The following is a 14114-nucleotide window of genomic DNA, read 5'->3' as shown; positions in this document are numbered from 1 at the left end:
CCAGGCCCTATTGGGCGTATAACAATCGACGCATTTTCCCCGCTTGTCCTGGCCTGCAACGCTATAGGCTGGCACCGATGGCCTTGAGTACACCGGCGCTTTCGGCCAGCAAGCCACGCAGCCACATGTGCGCATTGGAGCGGTGCTTGTTGGGGTGCCAGAGGGCGTAGAAGCGCATCAGCGGGAAATCGAACGGTGAGGGCTTGATGACCAGCGGCAGGCGCCGCGCATAGTAGGCGGCAAAATGCCGGGCGGTGGTCAGGATCAGGTCCGACTCGCCCACCAGGTAGGGCGCCAGGCTGAAATAGGGGCAAGACACCTGTTTGCCCCGGCTCAGGCGCAGGGTGGCCAGGGTGCTTTCCACCACGCCGCGCTGGGAACTGGAGTAGGGCAGCGGCACCAGGTGCGAGGCGTTGATGTAGCTCTGGGCGGTGAGCTTGCCGGCCTTGGCCAGCGGGTTGTCCTTGGCCATCAGGCAGATCACCTCGTCCTCGAGCAGCACGGCCATGTGCAAGTGTTCGGGCGGCGTCGGCCAGTTGCCGATGACCAGGTCCACCTGGCCTTCGGCCAGGGCCTTTTCGTAGTCGTATTCACTGCCCAGCGGCAGTGTCACCAGCCTGGATTTCGGCGCGGTCTGGCGAAAGCGCCGGACCAGGTCGGCGAGAAACGGCGGCGCCAGGTAGTCAGGCATGGCGATGGTGAAGGTGCGTTCCGAACGCACCGGGTCGAACGCCTCGTCGGCGCTGAGCATCTTTTCCAGCGCCTGCAGGGCGACCTGGGCATCCTGGACCAGGTGCAAGGCGCGCTCGGTCGGCACCATCTCGTTCTTTTCGCGGATCAGCAAGGGGTCGCCGAACAGCTTGCGCAACCGCTTGAGCGCGGTGCTCAGGGCCGGTTGCGACTGGTTCATCCGGATGGCGGTGCGGGAAACGCTTCGTTCCTCGACCAGGGTGCACAGGACACGCAAAAGGTAGGTATCCAGGGGCTCATCGCTACGCATGGCGTTCTCGAAGTCCGCAGCTGTTGTTGTCGGTTATCGCCCGCACTTTACTGGCTGGCCTGCGGCAGCGGCAACGTCGGGCGCGTGCGGCCCACGTCCTGGTCACTCCAAGCGGCCCTGCAGACGGCTTCAAACCTGCATGACTACGAGTTTGCTATGGGGTCTATAACGCTATGGCGATGTTGGTGCGCCGGATGCTGACCTATGGTGGAGGTCCACAACAAAAATACGGCCCCCGACGTCGTTGATGCTGCAGGCCCGATTCATGGTCAGTGCGTCTACGACAGCGGAAGGTCGATTCCCTTGCAGGAGTCCACCATGTCTGTCACCGAACAGCACGCGTCAATCCATCCCGCCACGCAGTCTTGCGCCGAAGACGCCGTGTTCCGCAAGGTCTCCTGGAGGCTGCTTCCGTTCCTCTGCATCCTCTGGGTGCTGGCCTGGCTGGACCGGGTCAATATCGGTTTCGCCAAGTTGCAGATGCTCGACACGCTGCAGTTCAGCGAGGCGGTCTATGGCCTGGGCGCCGGCATCTTCTTCCTCGGCTATTTCTTCTTCGAAGTACCTTCCAACGCCTTGCTGCAGAAGATCGGCGCGAAGAAGACCATCATGCGCATCACCATCGGCTGGGGGATCATCTGCATCCTCCAGGCGTTCGTTACCACGCCCACCGAGTTCTACATCCTGCGCTTCCTTCTGGGCGCATTCGAAGCCGGCTTCTACCCCGGGATCATTCTCTACCTCACCTATTGGTACCCCAGCTCTCGCCGCGCCAAGGCCTTCGGCACCTTCATGTCGGCCTCGGCCATCGCCGGCGTGCTCGGCGGGCCGCTGGCCGGCAGCATCATGACCTCCATGGATGGCGCAGCCGGGCACCATGGCTGGCAATGGTTGTTCGTGATCGAAGGCATCCCTTCGGTGCTGGCCGGTATCGTGGCGTTCTTCTACATGACCGACCGCCCCGACCAGGCCAAATGGCTCACGGTCGCGGAAAAACAGTTGCTGGGCAATGTCCTGGAGAACGACCGCCGTGCGCTCGGCGAACGTGGCCATGACTGGCGCCAGCTGTTCCGCAACCCGAAGGTCTGGCTGCTGATCGGCATCTTCTTCTGCCTGTTGTGCGCGAACTCGGCGCTGACGTTCTGGATCCCCACCATCATTCGCGACGCAGGCTTCGGCTCGACCATGGTGATCGGCTGGATCGCGGCCTTCGCCTACGTCTTCGGTGCCGCCGGGATGATCCTCAACGGCGCACGTTCGGACCGCCACAAGGAAGTGTGCTGGCACTTCGCTATACCGGCTGCCGTCGGTGCCGTGGCCATGGCCCTGATGGCGGCGATGCTCGGTGTCAGCAGTGTGATGCCGGCGCTGGTGATGGCCGCCATGGTGATCGCCCTGGCGGGCACCATGAGTGCGATCCCGGTGTTCTGGCAACTGCCCAACCTGTACCTGGCCGGCAGCGCTGCGGCCATCGGCGTGGCCCTGATCAACTCGGTATCGAACCTGGCAGGCTTCGGCGCGCCTTATGTACTGGGCTTGGTCAAGAACGCAACCGGCAGCCTGGCCCCAGGCCTGTACCTGGTGGCGGCCATCGAGCTGCTGGCTGCGGTGCTGGTGATCGTGGGCATCGCCCAAGCGCGTCGCAAGGAGGGTTGAGCCATGAATGACCCTATCGCCCCCAACCGTCGTCAGTTCGTCATGGGTACCCTGGCCCTGGCCGGCGGCCTGCTGGTCGCCCGCCAGGGGCTGGCGGGCACGGCCAACCCGCAACCCGCCCAGGCGGCCGGGCCGATCTCCCTGCACGGAGTCAGCCCACGCCTGACGATTCATATTCTCGACACCTACAGCGGTTCGGCCGCGACCGGCCTGCAGGTGGAATTCTCGCGGATGGAGCAGGACCGCCCGGTGCTGCTGCAGACGCTGGTGATCAACCAGAACGGTCGCACCGAGGCGCCGCTGCTGATCGACGATAGCTACCAGGCCGGCAACTACCAGTTGCTCCTGCATATCGACGATTACTTCCGGATGAAGGGCGCCCGGCTGCCGTCGCCGACGTTCCTGTCCAAGGTGCCGATTCGCTTCGCCATCAACGACACGGCCGAGCGTCTGCACCTGCCGGTGCAGTTCGGGCCGTGGAACTACGGCTACTACCGCGGCAGCTAGGCCTGCGCTTGGCCCGGCTTCATCCACCTGATTCGGAGCACGTACATGGCAGGCATCAGCACCCACATTCTCGACCTCACCTCCGGCAAGCCCATTGCCGGGGTTCCCATCGAGCTCTACGACCTCGGCGTCATCCCGCCGAAACTGCTCAACCGTACCGTCAGCAACGCCGACGGCCGCACGGACGCACCGATGCTGGCCGCCGCGGCCGCGCGGGCAGGGGACTTCGAACTGCGCTTCGCCATCGGCGCGCATTTCAAGGGTCAGGCTGCGCTCACCGACGTGGTGCCGGTGCGCTTCACCGTATTCGATCCTGCGCAGCACTACCACGTGCCGCTGATCTGCTCGCCGTGGAGTTTTTCCACCTACCGCGGCAGTTAACCCAACCCCATGAAAGGAGACGCTATATGTCCAACGCTGAGACCTACCTGATCGACTCGATTCGCCTGGCCATGGAGAACGTGCGCGAGCGCCGCAACTGGCCATTCGGCGCCGTGCTGGTCAAGGACGGCAAGGTGCTGGCCCGTTCGGTGAACGAAGTGGACACCACCTGCGACCCCAGCGCCCATGCCGAGATGCAGGCGGTGCGCGCTGCGGCCAAGGCCCTGGGCAGTACTGACCTGAGCGGTTCGGTGGTGTACGCCAGTGGCTATCCCTGCTCGATGTGCCTGACCGCCATGTACCTGGCGGGCGTGAGCAAGGTCTACTACGCCTATTCCAACGAAGACGGCGAGCCCTACGACCTGTCGGCCGAGCGCGGCTACGTGGAAATTGCGCGGCCCCTGGAAGAGCGCGAGATGAAGCTGATCTACCAGCCGGCACGCGACGCTGGCAAGGACCTCTACGAAGCCTGGCAGGAGACCCAGGGCGCCTGATCTACCCCCTCCTTGAGTCAGCGGTGCCCCGGCCCCACAGCACGATACCGGGCACCGTGCTTGGGCATGCTTCGTCGAGTGCGGGCATGCCCTTTTTTCTGTCGCCGGTGCTCAAGCCTTCTGCAACGCCATTGCTACCTGCATCGCTACCTCGATGAAGGCACGCGCGGCGGCTGTCTGGTAGGCGCCCTTGCGCTGCAGGAGCACGGCTGTGCGTTGCAGGCGCAGCGGCTCCAGGTCCAGGGCGGTGAGGTCGGTATGGGCGCTGGCGAGGTTGGCCGGCAGCAGGGTCGACAGCGTCGTGCGGCGTACCACCTCGATCACCGCCCCAATGGCATTGGCCTCCATCGCCACCCGTGGACGTACACCCTGCTGGCGCAGGTAGCGGTCGATCTGCTCGCGGGTGGCGAATTCGCCGCTCAGCAGCACCAGGGATTCTGCGCCCAGCGCCTCCCGCGAGACACGACGCTGCCCGGCCAAGGGGTGTGCGTCGCCGACCACCAATGCCAGGCTCTCGACCAGCAGCAGCTGCGCCTCGATGTCCTGGGCATGTACCTGATCGAATGCGATCCCCACATCCAGCTCATCGGCCAGCAACAGTGCTTCCATGCGTTCCTGGGCGATTTCACGCAAGGTCAGGGTGATGTTGGGGTAGCGGCGATGGAAGGCCTGCACCAGCGGGCCGATCAGGTAGGTGGTGAAGGTCGGTGTCACGGCCACCCGCAGCGCCCCCCGGCTCAGGTCGGCGACATCATGGATGGCGCGCTTGCCTTCTTCGAGTTCCTGCGCGGCCTTGCGGGCGTAGCGCAGGTACACCTCGCCCGCGTCGGTCAGGCGTGTGGTGCGCCCCGAGCGGTCGAACAGCTGCGCGCCGAGACTCTCTTCCAGTTGCCTGACCTGCTGCGACAGGGCCGGTTGCGAGACATGCAGCGCCGCCGCCGCGCGGGTGAAGCTGTGGTGTTGCGCCACGGCCAGGAAATAGTGGATATGTCGAGCGAGCATGATGAAGTCGCATAAGTTTATCTGATGCGGTTCATCATAAATGAGACTTTTACCTTATTGGAACCGCTGCGTAACCTTTGCTCCATCGCATCGCGAGACAGAGGTTAGAGCAATGAAGGACATCATCGACGGCTTCCTGAAATTCCAACGGGACGCCTTTCCCAAGCGCGCTGGCCTGTTCAGGAACCTGGCCACCCGACAAAGCCCGCGCGCGCTGTTCATCTCCTGCTCCGACAGCCGGCTGGTACCGGAGCTGGTCACGCAACGCGAGCCAGGCGACCTGTTCGTCATCCGTAACGCCGGCAACATCGTGCCGTCCTATGGCCCTGAGCCTGGCGGCGTCTCGGCTTCGGTGGAGTATGCGGTCGCGGCCCTGCGGGTGTCCGACATCGTGATCTGTGGGCATTCCGATTGCGGCGCCATGACCGCCATCGCCACCTGTACGTGCCTGGACCACATGCCTGCCGTGGCCGGCTGGTTGCGCTACGCCGAATCGGCCCGGGTGGTCAACGAGGCCCGCCAGCATGCCGGGCCGCACGCCAAGGTCGAAGCCATGGTGCGCGAGAACGTGATCGCCCAATTGGCCAATATCCAGACGCATCCGTCGGTACGCCTGGCCCTCGAAGAGGGACGCGTGACCCTGCACGGTTGGGTCTACGACATCGAAAGCGGGCGCATCGATGCCTTCGATGGTCGTACCGGCACCTTCCTTTCCCTTGCGGACAACCCCGACGTCCGCGCCGTTTCGCACCTGCTCCAGCGAGCAGGGTGAACCCTTCAATCCACCACGGAGATAGCACCATGATCCAGTCCCAAGTCAGCCAGAACGCACGCCTGGCCCTGACCGACGTCATCCTCCTGGCCAAGGCCCGCAAGGACCTGTCGTTCGCGCAGATCACCGAAGGCACCGGCCTCTCCGAGGCCTTCGTCACCGCGGCGCTGCTCGGCCAGCACGCCTTGCCGGCCGACGCTGCCCGCCTGGTCGGCGACAAGCTGGGCCTGGACGCCGATGGCGTGGCCCTGCTGCAGACCATCCCGCTGCGCGGCAGCATCGAGCACCGCGTCCCCACCGACCCGACCATCTACCGTTTCTACGAAATGCTGCAGGTCTACGGCTCCACCCTCAAGGCGCTGGTGCACGAGAAGTTCGGCGACGGCATCATCAGCGCCATCAACTTCAAGCTGGACGTCAAGAAGGTCGAGGATCCAGAAGGCGGCTCCCGCGCCGTGATCACCTTGGACGGCAAGTACCTGCCGACCAAGCCGTTCTGACCCGGCGATAAGCGAAACGGCCCGGTCGACGTAATGCGTCGGCCGGGCCGTTTGGTGTATGCGATTCGGTTTCTTGCCAGGGTACGGATGCAGGTACCGCTCTGGGGCGATCCGATCCAAAGCAGGCAGGAACAACGAGCGGAAGAGTAAAACCAGGAAGAAAGATGGAGCGGGTAGAGGGAATCGAACCCTCCTCAATAGCTTGGGAAGCTATAGTTTTACCAATAAACTATACCCGCTTCAGAGGCCGACATTTTTACCAGATCCCCCAGGGCCTGGAAAGCCCGAGTGTGTAAAAAGACCTGTCGGCGACTTGTAGCCCAAGGTTCTACAGGGCTACAGGTCGCCGAACCACTCAGATAGCCAGTGCATGCTGCCCCTGTACGTAATGACTGCGTTGACGGGGCTGGCGCACGGTCGGCTTGAGGAAGCCGAGCATCGCGGCGCGGGTGTCCTCGCAGGCGGCCTTGTGCTCCATGTCGAGGAAGTGGCCGGCGTCGCGGATCACGCTGAAGTGGCTTTGGCCGACGTGCCGGCTGAAGTGCCGGGCATCTTCGACGGTGGTGTACTCGTCACGGTCGCCGTTGATGAACAGCACCGGGATGTCGATGTTGCGCGCGGCCTTCAGTGCCCGCTCCAGGTCGTGCTCCAGCACCTGGTTGATGTGGAAGTGCATCTGCGCGTACTCGTGGCTGTCCAGGCTGCTCACGTGGCGGTAGTTGAAGCGTTTGAACAGCGACGGCAGGTGCTTGCCGATGGTGTCGTTGATCAGGTTGCCGACCTGGTAGCGGTCGCAGGCGGCCAGGTACTGGCAACCGCGCTCCAGGTAGTCGCGCATCGGCGCGTTGATGATCGGCGAGAACGAACTCACCACCGCCTTCTTCACCCGCCGCGGCTGGTGCGCCAGCGCCAGCAGGGTGCAGGCCCCGCCCCAGGAGAACGACATCACGTGGTCGGCCTCGAAGTGTTCGATCAGCTCGAGGAGGATGTGCGCCTCGGTCTCCTTGCTGATCAGGCGTTCCTGGTGGTTGTGCGGCTTGGACTTGCCCGCGTAGGGCTGGTCGTACAGCACGACGTTGAACTGTGGGTGCAGGTTGCGCACCGTCTGGGCGAAAGAGGCCGTGGTGGCAAGGGAGCCGTTGATCAGGATGATCGTCTTCTCGGCTGCTTCCGCGCGATAGAACTCCGTGTAAACCCGGTACTGACCTTGAATATCAAGCACAGCGATTTCTGGCCTCATGTCATCGACTCCTGGCGCAAAAAGGGTATTCGCGTGACCTAGGGTGCACGTTGTTTATGACAGGTAGGCATTCGCCTGGAAGAGAAACCGCAAGCCCTTGTGTCGATCCTTGGCACGCATCTCGACGGTATTTGTTCTAGGTGGGCAATTTGCCGTGCCCCAGGGCATCGAGGCCCTGGGTGGCCGGCAAAAAGGCGTCTTGGACTGCATCCATGACTGTTTGGTCACATGCAGACCGACCAGTTTGATTCAAGCAGCAGGGTAGGGATCGTGCAAGTGCCGTTTGGACGATGCGCGAGGGAAAACCGCTGGGTGGTCAGGGGCAGCAGGGCAGGCCCAATCGCGCAATCACACCGTCGCGATCTCTTCGGCCGTAAGGTCGCGGTACTCCCCTGGCGCCAGGGCCGGATCCAGGTCGATGCCGCCCATCCGCTCACGGTGCAACCCCACCACCTTGTTGTCGAAATGCCCGAACATGCGCTTGACCTGATGATAACGCCCTTCGACGATCGCCAGCCGGGCGTGGCGTGGCCCCAGGATTTCCAGATGCGCGGGCTGGGTGGTGAGGTCTTCGTACGCGAAGTACAACCCTTCGCGGAACGTGGCCGCATAGTGTTCGCCGATCTCGTCCTCGGTGTGAACCTGGTAGACCTTCGGCAGTTTCGTCTTCGGCTGGGTCAGGCGCCTGGACCATTGGCCATCGTTGGTCAGGATCATCAGGCCGGTGGTGTTGTAGTCCAGGCGGCCGGCGATGTGCAGGTCGTCGCGCAGCTCGGCCGGCAGCAGGTCGAGCACGGTAGGGTGTTGCGGGTCCTGGGTGGCGCTGACACAGCCGGTGGGCTTGTGCAGCATCAGGTAGCGCGCCGGGCGCCCAGCCTGAAGCACCTGGCCGTCCACCTCGACGCGGCTGAATTCGCGAACCTCATGGTCGGAGTCGGTGGCCACCACGCCGTCGACGCACACGCGCCGCTGGGCCAGCAGCAGGCGCACCTGCTGGCGGTTATAGCAGGGCAGGTTGGCGAGGAAGCGGTCGAGGCGCATGGGGTGGGCGTTGAGAAAAGTGATGGATTCTAGCGGGCTGCCGTCGGCTGCGCTGCCTTGAGCCGGTCATCCACCGCCGCGCAGCGGGGGCACAGGCAGGCCTTGTCGCGCAGTGCCTCGGGCAGGGCCTGGAGCACCGCCGGGTCGATGGTCACGCCGAAGCACCAGCACGGCTGCGTGGCGCTGCGAGGGTCTGCCAGGGAGCACTGGTTGAGGGCGCCGCACGCGGGGCAGCGCTGGGGATCGTTCATGGTTCGAGCCGCGATGTACAGGAATGAAGCCGATTCTACCGGGGAAAAACCTCGGCGGCTTCCGGTCGTCGACAACCTGTTTCAATTCATTGCGAAAAGGGCACTGCACCTTCGCTTGATGGTCTGATCGGGTGTCGATGAACGCATTTGCATCGACGCTCGCCAGCGCCGCTGTGTCGGGCAGCCTGCGGTCCAGGAGGCCGCCATGTACCGTCGAATTCTGCTGATCGCCTTGTTGGGCCTGCTTACCTCCGCCTGCGTTCCCTATTACGAGGATGGCAGGTACTACCGCTCGAACTACTACACGAGCGATCGCTACTACTACCCCAGCTACTACCGTCACGACCGTTACTATGTCGCGCCGCAGCCGCGCTATTACCAGCCCCGGTACTACCAATCTGCCCCTCGCTACTATCGCTCGGCACCTTCGCCGTACTACAAGCCATACCCCGCCCACCGTGTGAACCAGTGGCATGGCAACCCGCGGAACGACTACGGCAACCGCCAGCGCTACGACTATGGGCGTGACAGGGACCGACACGACTATCGCAACGACAACCGCCGCCACCAGAACGAGCGTTGGCATTCCAATGGCAGGGGCGAAAATCGCCGGTCCGATGGGGATCGTGGGGGTAACCGTCACTGGCGGCGTTGATCGCCTGTAGGAGCGGGCTTGTCCCGCGATCAGGCCGCAAAGCGGCCTCCCGGCGCGATTTCAGCCAAGGTCCGCCAACGGGTGCCGCCCTTCCCATACCTTGGCGAAATGCGCCTCCACCACCGCTGCAGGTACCTGATCGATATCCGGCCAGTGCCAGCGCGGCTGGTTGTCTTTATCCAACAGGCGGGCGCGCACGCCTTCGCTGAATTCCGGGTGCCGACAGCAGTTCAGGCTCATGGTGTATTCCATCTGGAATACCTGGGCCAGCGACAGGTGGCGAGCGCGGCGGATCTGTTCCCAGACCAGGTGTGCCGTCAGCGGGCAGCCTTCGTGCAAACGTTGCCCAGCTTCGGCCAGTAGCGGGTCGGCATGCCTGCTCAACCCTGACAGGGCTCGCCAGGCTGCCACCGGGTCGGCCACGTCGAGCAACCCGTCGATCACTTCCCGGCGTGGCAGCCACTGGGCTGCGGGCAGTTCGGCGCATGCCCGGTGTTGTTCGGCCTTGAGCAGGCTGTTCAGTTGCAGCGCGGTCTGCTCCTGCCAGTTCAGCTGCAGCAATTCCTCGATCAATGCCTCCTGCTGGTGCTCGCCGAGCAGACGATCGGCCAGGCCCAGGTCCAGAGCGTCGCGGGCATTGATCGGCGCGCCGGTCAAACCCAGGAACAGGCCGAGCTTGCCCGGCAGGCGGGCGAGGAACCAACTGGCGCCGACATCGGGATACAGGCCAATGCTGATTTCCGGCATGGCCAGCCGGCTGCTGGGCGTGACGATGCGTATCCCGGCGCCTTGCAGCAGGCCCATGCCTCCGCCCAGCACATGGCCGTGCCCCCAGCACAGCAAGGGCTTGGGGTAGGTGTGGAGGCGGTGGTCGAGCCGGTACTCGGCAGCGAAGAAGGTGGCGGCCAGGGGGGGCACGCTGCCGGGGTGCTCGCGACAAGCATGCACCAGGGCGCGTACGTCGCCGCCGGCGCAAAAAGCCTTGGGCCCGTTGCCGCGCAGCAATACGCAGACGATGCCTGGGTCTTCGGCCCAGGCGTGCAGGTGTTGGTCGAGCACTTCGATCATCGGCAGGCTCAAGGCATTGAGCGCCTTGGGCACATCCAGGGTGGCGATGCCGATGCGCGCGCCATCGACTCCGGTGAGTACCTCGCATTGAATGGACATGGGCAACCTCGCGTACGTCATCGCACAAGTATGGACCCCACGGGTGATCATGCCGGTCGTCGGTCGGATCGATTGACAAGGCCGGGCAGCTTACCTAGTGTCGCGCCATTGTTTACGGATGGCCTCATGACTGACGACGATCGCATCAAGCTCGAGCCCGGTTGGAAAGCCGCGTTGCGCGCCGAGTTCGACCAACCCTACATGCAGCAGCTGCGCGAATTCCTGCGCCAGGAATACGCGGCCGGCAAGGAGATCTACCCGCCCGGGCCGATGATCTTCAATGCCCTGAATTCCACGCCGCTGGACAAGGTGAAGGTGGTCATCCTCGGCCAGGACCCGTATCACGGCCCAGGCCAGGCCCATGGCCTGTGCTTCTCGGTGCAGCCGGGCGTGCCCACGCCGCCATCGCTGGTCAATATCTACAAGGAACTGCACCGCGACCTCAACCTGCCGATCCCCAGTCATGGCTACCTGCAAAGCTGGGCCGAGCAGGGAGTGTTGCTGCTCAACACCACCATGACCGTGCAGCGTGGCAACGCTGCCTCCCATGCCAATGCGGGTTGGCAGCCGTTCACCGACAGGATCATCCAGGTGGTCAGCGAGCAGTGCGAGAACGTGGTGTTCCTGTTGTGGGGGTCTCATGCCCAGAGCAAGCAGAAGCTGATCGATGGCACCAAACACCTGGTGCTCAAGTCAGTGCACCCTTCGCCGTTGTCGGCGTATCGCGGGTTCTTCGGTTGCGGGCATTTCAGCCGGACCAACAGCTTCCTCGAGCAGCGTGGGCTGGCACCGATCGACTGGGCGTTGCCGCCGCTTTAAACACTGCGTTGGCCTTTTCGCGGGTAAACCCGCTCCCACATTGGCCTAGGTGGGAGCGGGTTTACCCGCGAAGCTGTTTGCACCAAATCATGGTTGGCCAGAGTTCCACCGCTGGAACAGGGGCTCGGCAAGAAACAGCACGAACAACAGCCGCATCATCTGTAACGCCGTCACCAATGGTACCGACAGTTGCAGAGTCTCCGCCGTCAGGCTCATCTCGGCGATGCCTCCGGGCATCATCCCCAATGTCAGCGAACGCAGGTCCAGTTGCGTCATCACGCTCAAGGCCCAGGCCGCACTGGCGGCAACCAGCATGCACAGGAAGGTCGCCAGCAAGGTGCGCCCAAGAAACGACGGCGCCCGGCGGAAGAATGCCCGGTTGAAATGGCAGGCCAGGCCGCTGCCTATCAGCCATTGGCCGACCTGGCTGGCACCATTGGGCAGGCCGATCTGCAGGTTGCCGGCCAGGCTCACACTGGCCGCGACCAGCAATGGCCCGAACAGCCAGGGGTTGGGCTGGCGCAGGCGCTGCCAGGCCAGGGCGACCAGTACGCCAAGCGGTGCGATCAACGCCAGCCAGCCCCAGCTGACACTGCCCGAATGGCTCAGCGGTACGCCATCGCCGAGCAGGAACTTGAACAGCGCCGGTATGCACAGCACCACCGCCAGTACCCGCAGGCTCTGGGCGGCAGCTACCTGGCTGATTACTGCGCCATTGCGCGCACCGAGGTTGACCATCTCCCCCGCACCACCCGGCATGCTGGCGAAGAACGCCGTGGCGCGGTCTTCCCCGGTGCGCCGCAGCAGCCACACGCTGATCACACTGGAGAACGTGGTGAACAAGGCGCCGAACAGGATCAGGGCGAAATGGCCGGCGACCTGCTCGATCACCGCCGGGGTGAAATGCAGGCCGATGCCGATACCGATGATCCATTGGCCGCATTTGCGGCCGTTGGGGATTTCCGTGAGCTGCCAGGGCGTCAGGCAGCGCACCAGGATGATCGCCAACAGGGAACCGACCATCCATGGCAGGGGCCAGCCGACCAAGCTTGCGAGAAACCCGCCCGCAAGGCCGACCAGCCCGGTCGCCCAGAACAGCGGCAACGACCGGTCAGGCATCGGCCATCGCCCGGCGTTGCAGGCTGCGTTTGCGCCAGATGCGCAGCAGCGGCAGGGTCAGCATGCACAGGGTCAACACCCAGACGCCCATACTGATCGGGCTCGACCAGAGGATGCCCAGTTCACCATTGGAGATCGACAGGGCACGGCGCAGGTTCTGCTCCATCAGCCCTCCGAGGATGAAGCCCAGCAGGATCGGCGACAGTGGGAAGTCCAGCTTGCGCAGGATGTAGCCCATGATGCCGATGCCGACCATCAGGAACAGGTCGAAGGTGGTGGCATGCACGGCATACACGCCGATCCCGGTGATGATGGCGATCACCGGCACCAGGGCCCAGTTCGGCACCGCGAGGATACGGGTGAAGATGCGGATCATCGGGATGTTCAGGATCACCAGCATGATGTTGGCGACGAACAGCGAGGCGATCAGGCCCCAGACGATATCCGGTTGCTGTTGGAACAGCAGTGGGCCGGGGGTGATGTTGTACAGGGTCAGCGCGCCGATCATCACGGCGGTGGTGCCCGAACCCGGAACGCCCAGGGTCAGCATCGGCACCAGGGCGCCACAGCAGGAAGCGCCGATGGCCGTTTCCGGAGCCGCCAGGCCGCGGGCATCGCCTTTGCCGAACTTGCCCTTGTCACCGGCGATGCGCTTCTCGGTCATGTACGCCACGGCACTGGCCAGGGTGGCACCGGCACCGGGCAGCACGCCCATGACGAAACCGAGCAGGCCGCAGCGCAGGTTCACAAGGAACACCGAGGCCGCTTCCTTGATGTTGAACAGCATACGCCCGGTGGCCTTGACCGCCTGGTGACCGTGGTGGGTCTTTTCCAGCAGCAGGAGGATTTCGCTGATGGAGAACAGGCCCAGCACCAGCACCACGAACTGGATGCCGTCGGCCAGGTGCACGCTGTCGCCGGTGAAGCGGTACACGCCGCTGTTGGCGTCGATGCCGACGCTGGAGAGGAACAAGCCGATCAATGCGGCGATGAATGTCTTCAGCGGTTTGTCGCCAGCCATGCCGCCCAGGGCGACGATGGCGAACACCATTAACACGAAGTATTCCGCGGGGCCGAAGGCGATTGCCCATTTCGCCAGCAGCGGCGCGAACAGCACCATGCCGCAGGTGGCGATCAAGGCGCCGATGAACGAACTCCACGCCGACAGCGACAGGGCAACACCGGCCAGGCCCTGGCGGGCCATGGGGTAGCCGTCGAGGGTGGTCATCACGGTGGATGCTTCGCCGGGGATGTTGAGCAGGATCGAGCTGATGCGCCCGCCGTACTCGCAGCCCAGGTAGACCGCGGCCAGCAGGATCAGCGCCGATTCCGGGGGCAGGCCCAGGGCGAAGGCGATGGGGATCAGCAGGGCCACGCCATTGATCGGGCCCAAGCCCGGCAGCAGGCCGACCACGGTGCCGATCAGGGTGCCGGTCAGGGCCGTGACCAGGTTGTACGGGCTCAGGGCGACGCCGAAGCCCTGGCCCAGGTAGCTCAAGGTATCCATGTG

At 64.1% G+C, this 14114-nt stretch carries 16 protein-coding genes and 1 tRNA gene; 8 read left to right on the top strand and 9 right to left on the bottom strand.

Features of this window, described 5'->3' with window-relative positions; translation table 11 throughout:
• Window positions 1-61 precede the first annotated feature (61 nt).
• Window positions 62-1000: a LysR substrate-binding domain-containing protein gene (locus AC1MHZ_RS09430; protein WP_084855889.1), complete on the bottom strand. Its 939-nt coding sequence runs from the start codon at window positions 998-1000 to the stop codon at window positions 62-64.
• A gap of 318 nt (window positions 1001-1318) precedes the next feature.
• Here AC1MHZ_RS09430 and AC1MHZ_RS09425 point away from each other — a divergent pair, with 318 nt between their 5' ends.
• From AC1MHZ_RS09425 to AC1MHZ_RS09410, 4 genes are read left to right on the top strand one after another with little or no spacing between them, the layout of a single operon-like run.
• Complete coding sequence (locus AC1MHZ_RS09425; protein ID WP_084855891.1) at window positions 1319-2656, top strand: MFS transporter; 1338 nt, start codon at window positions 1319-1321, stop codon at window positions 2654-2656.
• A 3-nt stretch (window positions 2657-2659) separates the two neighbouring features.
• The gene (gene uraH, locus AC1MHZ_RS09420) at window positions 2660-3163 is read left to right on the top strand and encodes a hydroxyisourate hydrolase (protein ID WP_084855893.1); all 504 of its coding nucleotides are present in this window, start codon (window positions 2660-2662) and stop codon (window positions 3161-3163) included.
• A 45-nt stretch (window positions 3164-3208) separates the two neighbouring features.
• Window positions 3209-3544, top strand: coding sequence for a hydroxyisourate hydrolase (gene uraH / locus AC1MHZ_RS09415; protein WP_465001767.1), 336 nt, complete (start codon window positions 3209-3211; stop codon window positions 3542-3544).
• A 26-nt stretch (window positions 3545-3570) separates the two neighbouring features.
• A complete protein-coding gene (locus tag AC1MHZ_RS09410; protein ID WP_084855896.1) occupies window positions 3571-4038 on the top strand; it encodes a nucleoside deaminase in 468 nt (155 codons plus the stop codon).
• Window positions 4039-4149: 111 nt separating this feature from the next.
• On the opposite strand, the gene cynR is transcribed toward AC1MHZ_RS09410, so the two are convergent.
• Window positions 4150-5040 carry a transcriptional regulator CynR gene (gene cynR, locus AC1MHZ_RS09405; RefSeq protein ID WP_482966290.1) on the bottom strand — a complete coding sequence of 297 codons (891 nt, stop codon included), beginning with the start codon at window positions 5038-5040 and terminating at the stop codon, window positions 4150-4152.
• Window positions 5041-5152: 112 nt separating this feature from the next.
• Here cynR and AC1MHZ_RS09400 point away from each other — a divergent pair, with 112 nt between their 5' ends.
• On the top strand, window positions 5153-5812 hold the full coding sequence (locus AC1MHZ_RS09400; RefSeq protein ID WP_224458109.1) for a carbonic anhydrase: 660 nt from the start codon (window positions 5153-5155) through the stop codon (window positions 5810-5812).
• Window positions 5813-5841: 29 nt separating this feature from the next.
• Window positions 5842-6312: a cyanase gene (cynS, locus tag AC1MHZ_RS09395; RefSeq protein WP_084855902.1), complete on the top strand. Its 471-nt coding sequence runs from the start codon at window positions 5842-5844 to the stop codon at window positions 6310-6312.
• Between the two features lie 165 nt (window positions 6313-6477).
• Here cynS and AC1MHZ_RS09390 read toward each other — a convergent pair.
• The 4 genes from AC1MHZ_RS09390 to AC1MHZ_RS09375 all read right to left on the bottom strand — a co-directional run bounded on the left by AC1MHZ_RS09390 (window position 6478) and on the right by AC1MHZ_RS09375 (window position 8844).
• Window positions 6478-6551: transfer RNA gene (locus AC1MHZ_RS09390), tRNA-Gly, on the bottom strand.
• Window positions 6552-6667: 116 nt separating this feature from the next.
• Entirely contained in the window at window positions 6668-7552 is an 885-nt protein-coding gene (locus AC1MHZ_RS09385) for an alpha/beta fold hydrolase (protein ID WP_084855904.1), read from the bottom strand.
• Between the two features lie 348 nt (window positions 7553-7900).
• Window positions 7901-8593, bottom strand: a complete 693-nt coding sequence (locus AC1MHZ_RS09380; RefSeq protein ID WP_084855905.1) for a pseudouridine synthase — start codon at window positions 8591-8593, stop codon at window positions 7901-7903.
• Window positions 8594-8622: 29 nt separating this feature from the next.
• Window positions 8623-8844 carry a cysteine-rich CWC family protein gene (locus tag AC1MHZ_RS09375; RefSeq protein ID WP_084855907.1) on the bottom strand — a complete coding sequence of 74 codons (222 nt, stop codon included), beginning with the start codon at window positions 8842-8844 and terminating at the stop codon, window positions 8623-8625.
• A 205-nt stretch (window positions 8845-9049) separates the two neighbouring features.
• Here AC1MHZ_RS09375 and AC1MHZ_RS09370 point away from each other — a divergent pair, with 205 nt between their 5' ends.
• Window positions 9050-9499: a hypothetical protein gene (locus AC1MHZ_RS09370; protein ID WP_084855909.1), complete on the top strand. Its 450-nt coding sequence runs from the start codon at window positions 9050-9052 to the stop codon at window positions 9497-9499.
• 60 nt (window positions 9500-9559) lie between these two features.
• Here AC1MHZ_RS09370 and AC1MHZ_RS09365 read toward each other — a convergent pair whose 3' ends face one another.
• Complete coding sequence (locus AC1MHZ_RS09365) at window positions 9560-10666, bottom strand: enoyl-CoA hydratase/isomerase family protein (protein ID WP_368829532.1); 1107 nt, start codon at window positions 10664-10666, stop codon at window positions 9560-9562.
• A gap of 126 nt (window positions 10667-10792) precedes the next feature.
• On the opposite strand from AC1MHZ_RS09365, the gene ung reads away from it, so the two are divergent.
• Window positions 10793-11485, top strand: coding sequence for a uracil-DNA glycosylase (gene ung, locus AC1MHZ_RS09360; RefSeq protein WP_084855912.1), 693 nt, complete (start codon window positions 10793-10795; stop codon window positions 11483-11485).
• An 87-nt stretch (window positions 11486-11572) separates the two neighbouring features.
• Here ung and AC1MHZ_RS09355 read toward each other — a convergent pair whose 3' ends face one another.
• Window positions 11573-12604: an AbrB family transcriptional regulator gene (locus AC1MHZ_RS09355; RefSeq protein WP_084855914.1), complete on the bottom strand. Its 1032-nt coding sequence runs from the start codon at window positions 12602-12604 to the stop codon at window positions 11573-11575.
• Window positions 12597-14111 carry a tripartite tricarboxylate transporter permease gene (locus AC1MHZ_RS09350; RefSeq protein ID WP_368829529.1) on the bottom strand — a complete coding sequence of 505 codons (1515 nt, stop codon included), beginning with the start codon at window positions 14109-14111 and terminating at the stop codon, window positions 12597-12599. The genes AC1MHZ_RS09355 and AC1MHZ_RS09350 overlap by 8 nt, the downstream gene beginning before the upstream one ends.
• Between the last annotated feature and the right edge of the window lie 3 nt (window positions 14112-14114).

The sequence above is a fragment of the Pseudomonas sp. FA-1 genome, assembly GCF_056856075.1.
Note: the sequence above shows the minus strand (reverse complement) of the source record. Positions and strands in the feature narration are given on the sequence as shown.

Coding starts and splice junctions, on each gene's coding strand:
- AC1MHZ_RS09430 (WP_084855889.1), bottom strand. CDS start 1,000: ATGCGTAGCGATGAGCCCCTGGATACCTACCTTTTGCGTGTCCTGTGC.
- AC1MHZ_RS09425 (WP_084855891.1), top strand. CDS start 1,319: ATGTCTGTCACCGAACAGCACGCGTCAATCCATCCCGCCACGCAGTCT.
- uraH (WP_084855893.1), top strand. CDS start 2,660: ATGAATGACCCTATCGCCCCCAACCGTCGTCAGTTCGTCATGGGTACC.
- uraH (WP_465001767.1), top strand. CDS start 3,209: ATGGCAGGCATCAGCACCCACATTCTCGACCTCACCTCCGGCAAGCCC.
- AC1MHZ_RS09410 (WP_084855896.1), top strand. CDS start 3,571: ATGTCCAACGCTGAGACCTACCTGATCGACTCGATTCGCCTGGCCATG.
- cynR (WP_482966290.1), bottom strand. CDS start 5,040: ATGCTCGCTCGACATATCCACTATTTCCTGGCCGTGGCGCAACACCAC.
- AC1MHZ_RS09400 (WP_224458109.1), top strand. CDS start 5,153: ATGAAGGACATCATCGACGGCTTCCTGAAATTCCAACGGGACGCCTTT.
- cynS (WP_084855902.1), top strand. CDS start 5,842: ATGATCCAGTCCCAAGTCAGCCAGAACGCACGCCTGGCCCTGACCGAC.
- AC1MHZ_RS09385 (WP_084855904.1), bottom strand. CDS start 7,552: ATGAGGCCAGAAATCGCTGTGCTTGATATTCAAGGTCAGTACCGGGTT.
- AC1MHZ_RS09380 (WP_084855905.1), bottom strand. CDS start 8,593: ATGCGCCTCGACCGCTTCCTCGCCAACCTGCCCTGCTATAACCGCCAG.
- AC1MHZ_RS09375 (WP_084855907.1), bottom strand. CDS start 8,844: ATGAACGATCCCCAGCGCTGCCCCGCGTGCGGCGCCCTCAACCAGTGC.
- AC1MHZ_RS09370 (WP_084855909.1), top strand. CDS start 9,050: ATGTACCGTCGAATTCTGCTGATCGCCTTGTTGGGCCTGCTTACCTCC.
- AC1MHZ_RS09365 (WP_368829532.1), bottom strand. CDS start 10,666: ATGTCCATTCAATGCGAGGTACTCACCGGAGTCGATGGCGCGCGCATC.
- ung (WP_084855912.1), top strand. CDS start 10,793: ATGACTGACGACGATCGCATCAAGCTCGAGCCCGGTTGGAAAGCCGCG.
- AC1MHZ_RS09355 (WP_084855914.1), bottom strand. CDS start 12,604: ATGCCTGACCGGTCGTTGCCGCTGTTCTGGGCGACCGGGCTGGTCGGC.
- AC1MHZ_RS09350 (WP_368829529.1), bottom strand. CDS start 14,111: ATGGATACCTTGAGCTACCTGGGCCAGGGCTTCGGCGTCGCCCTGAGC.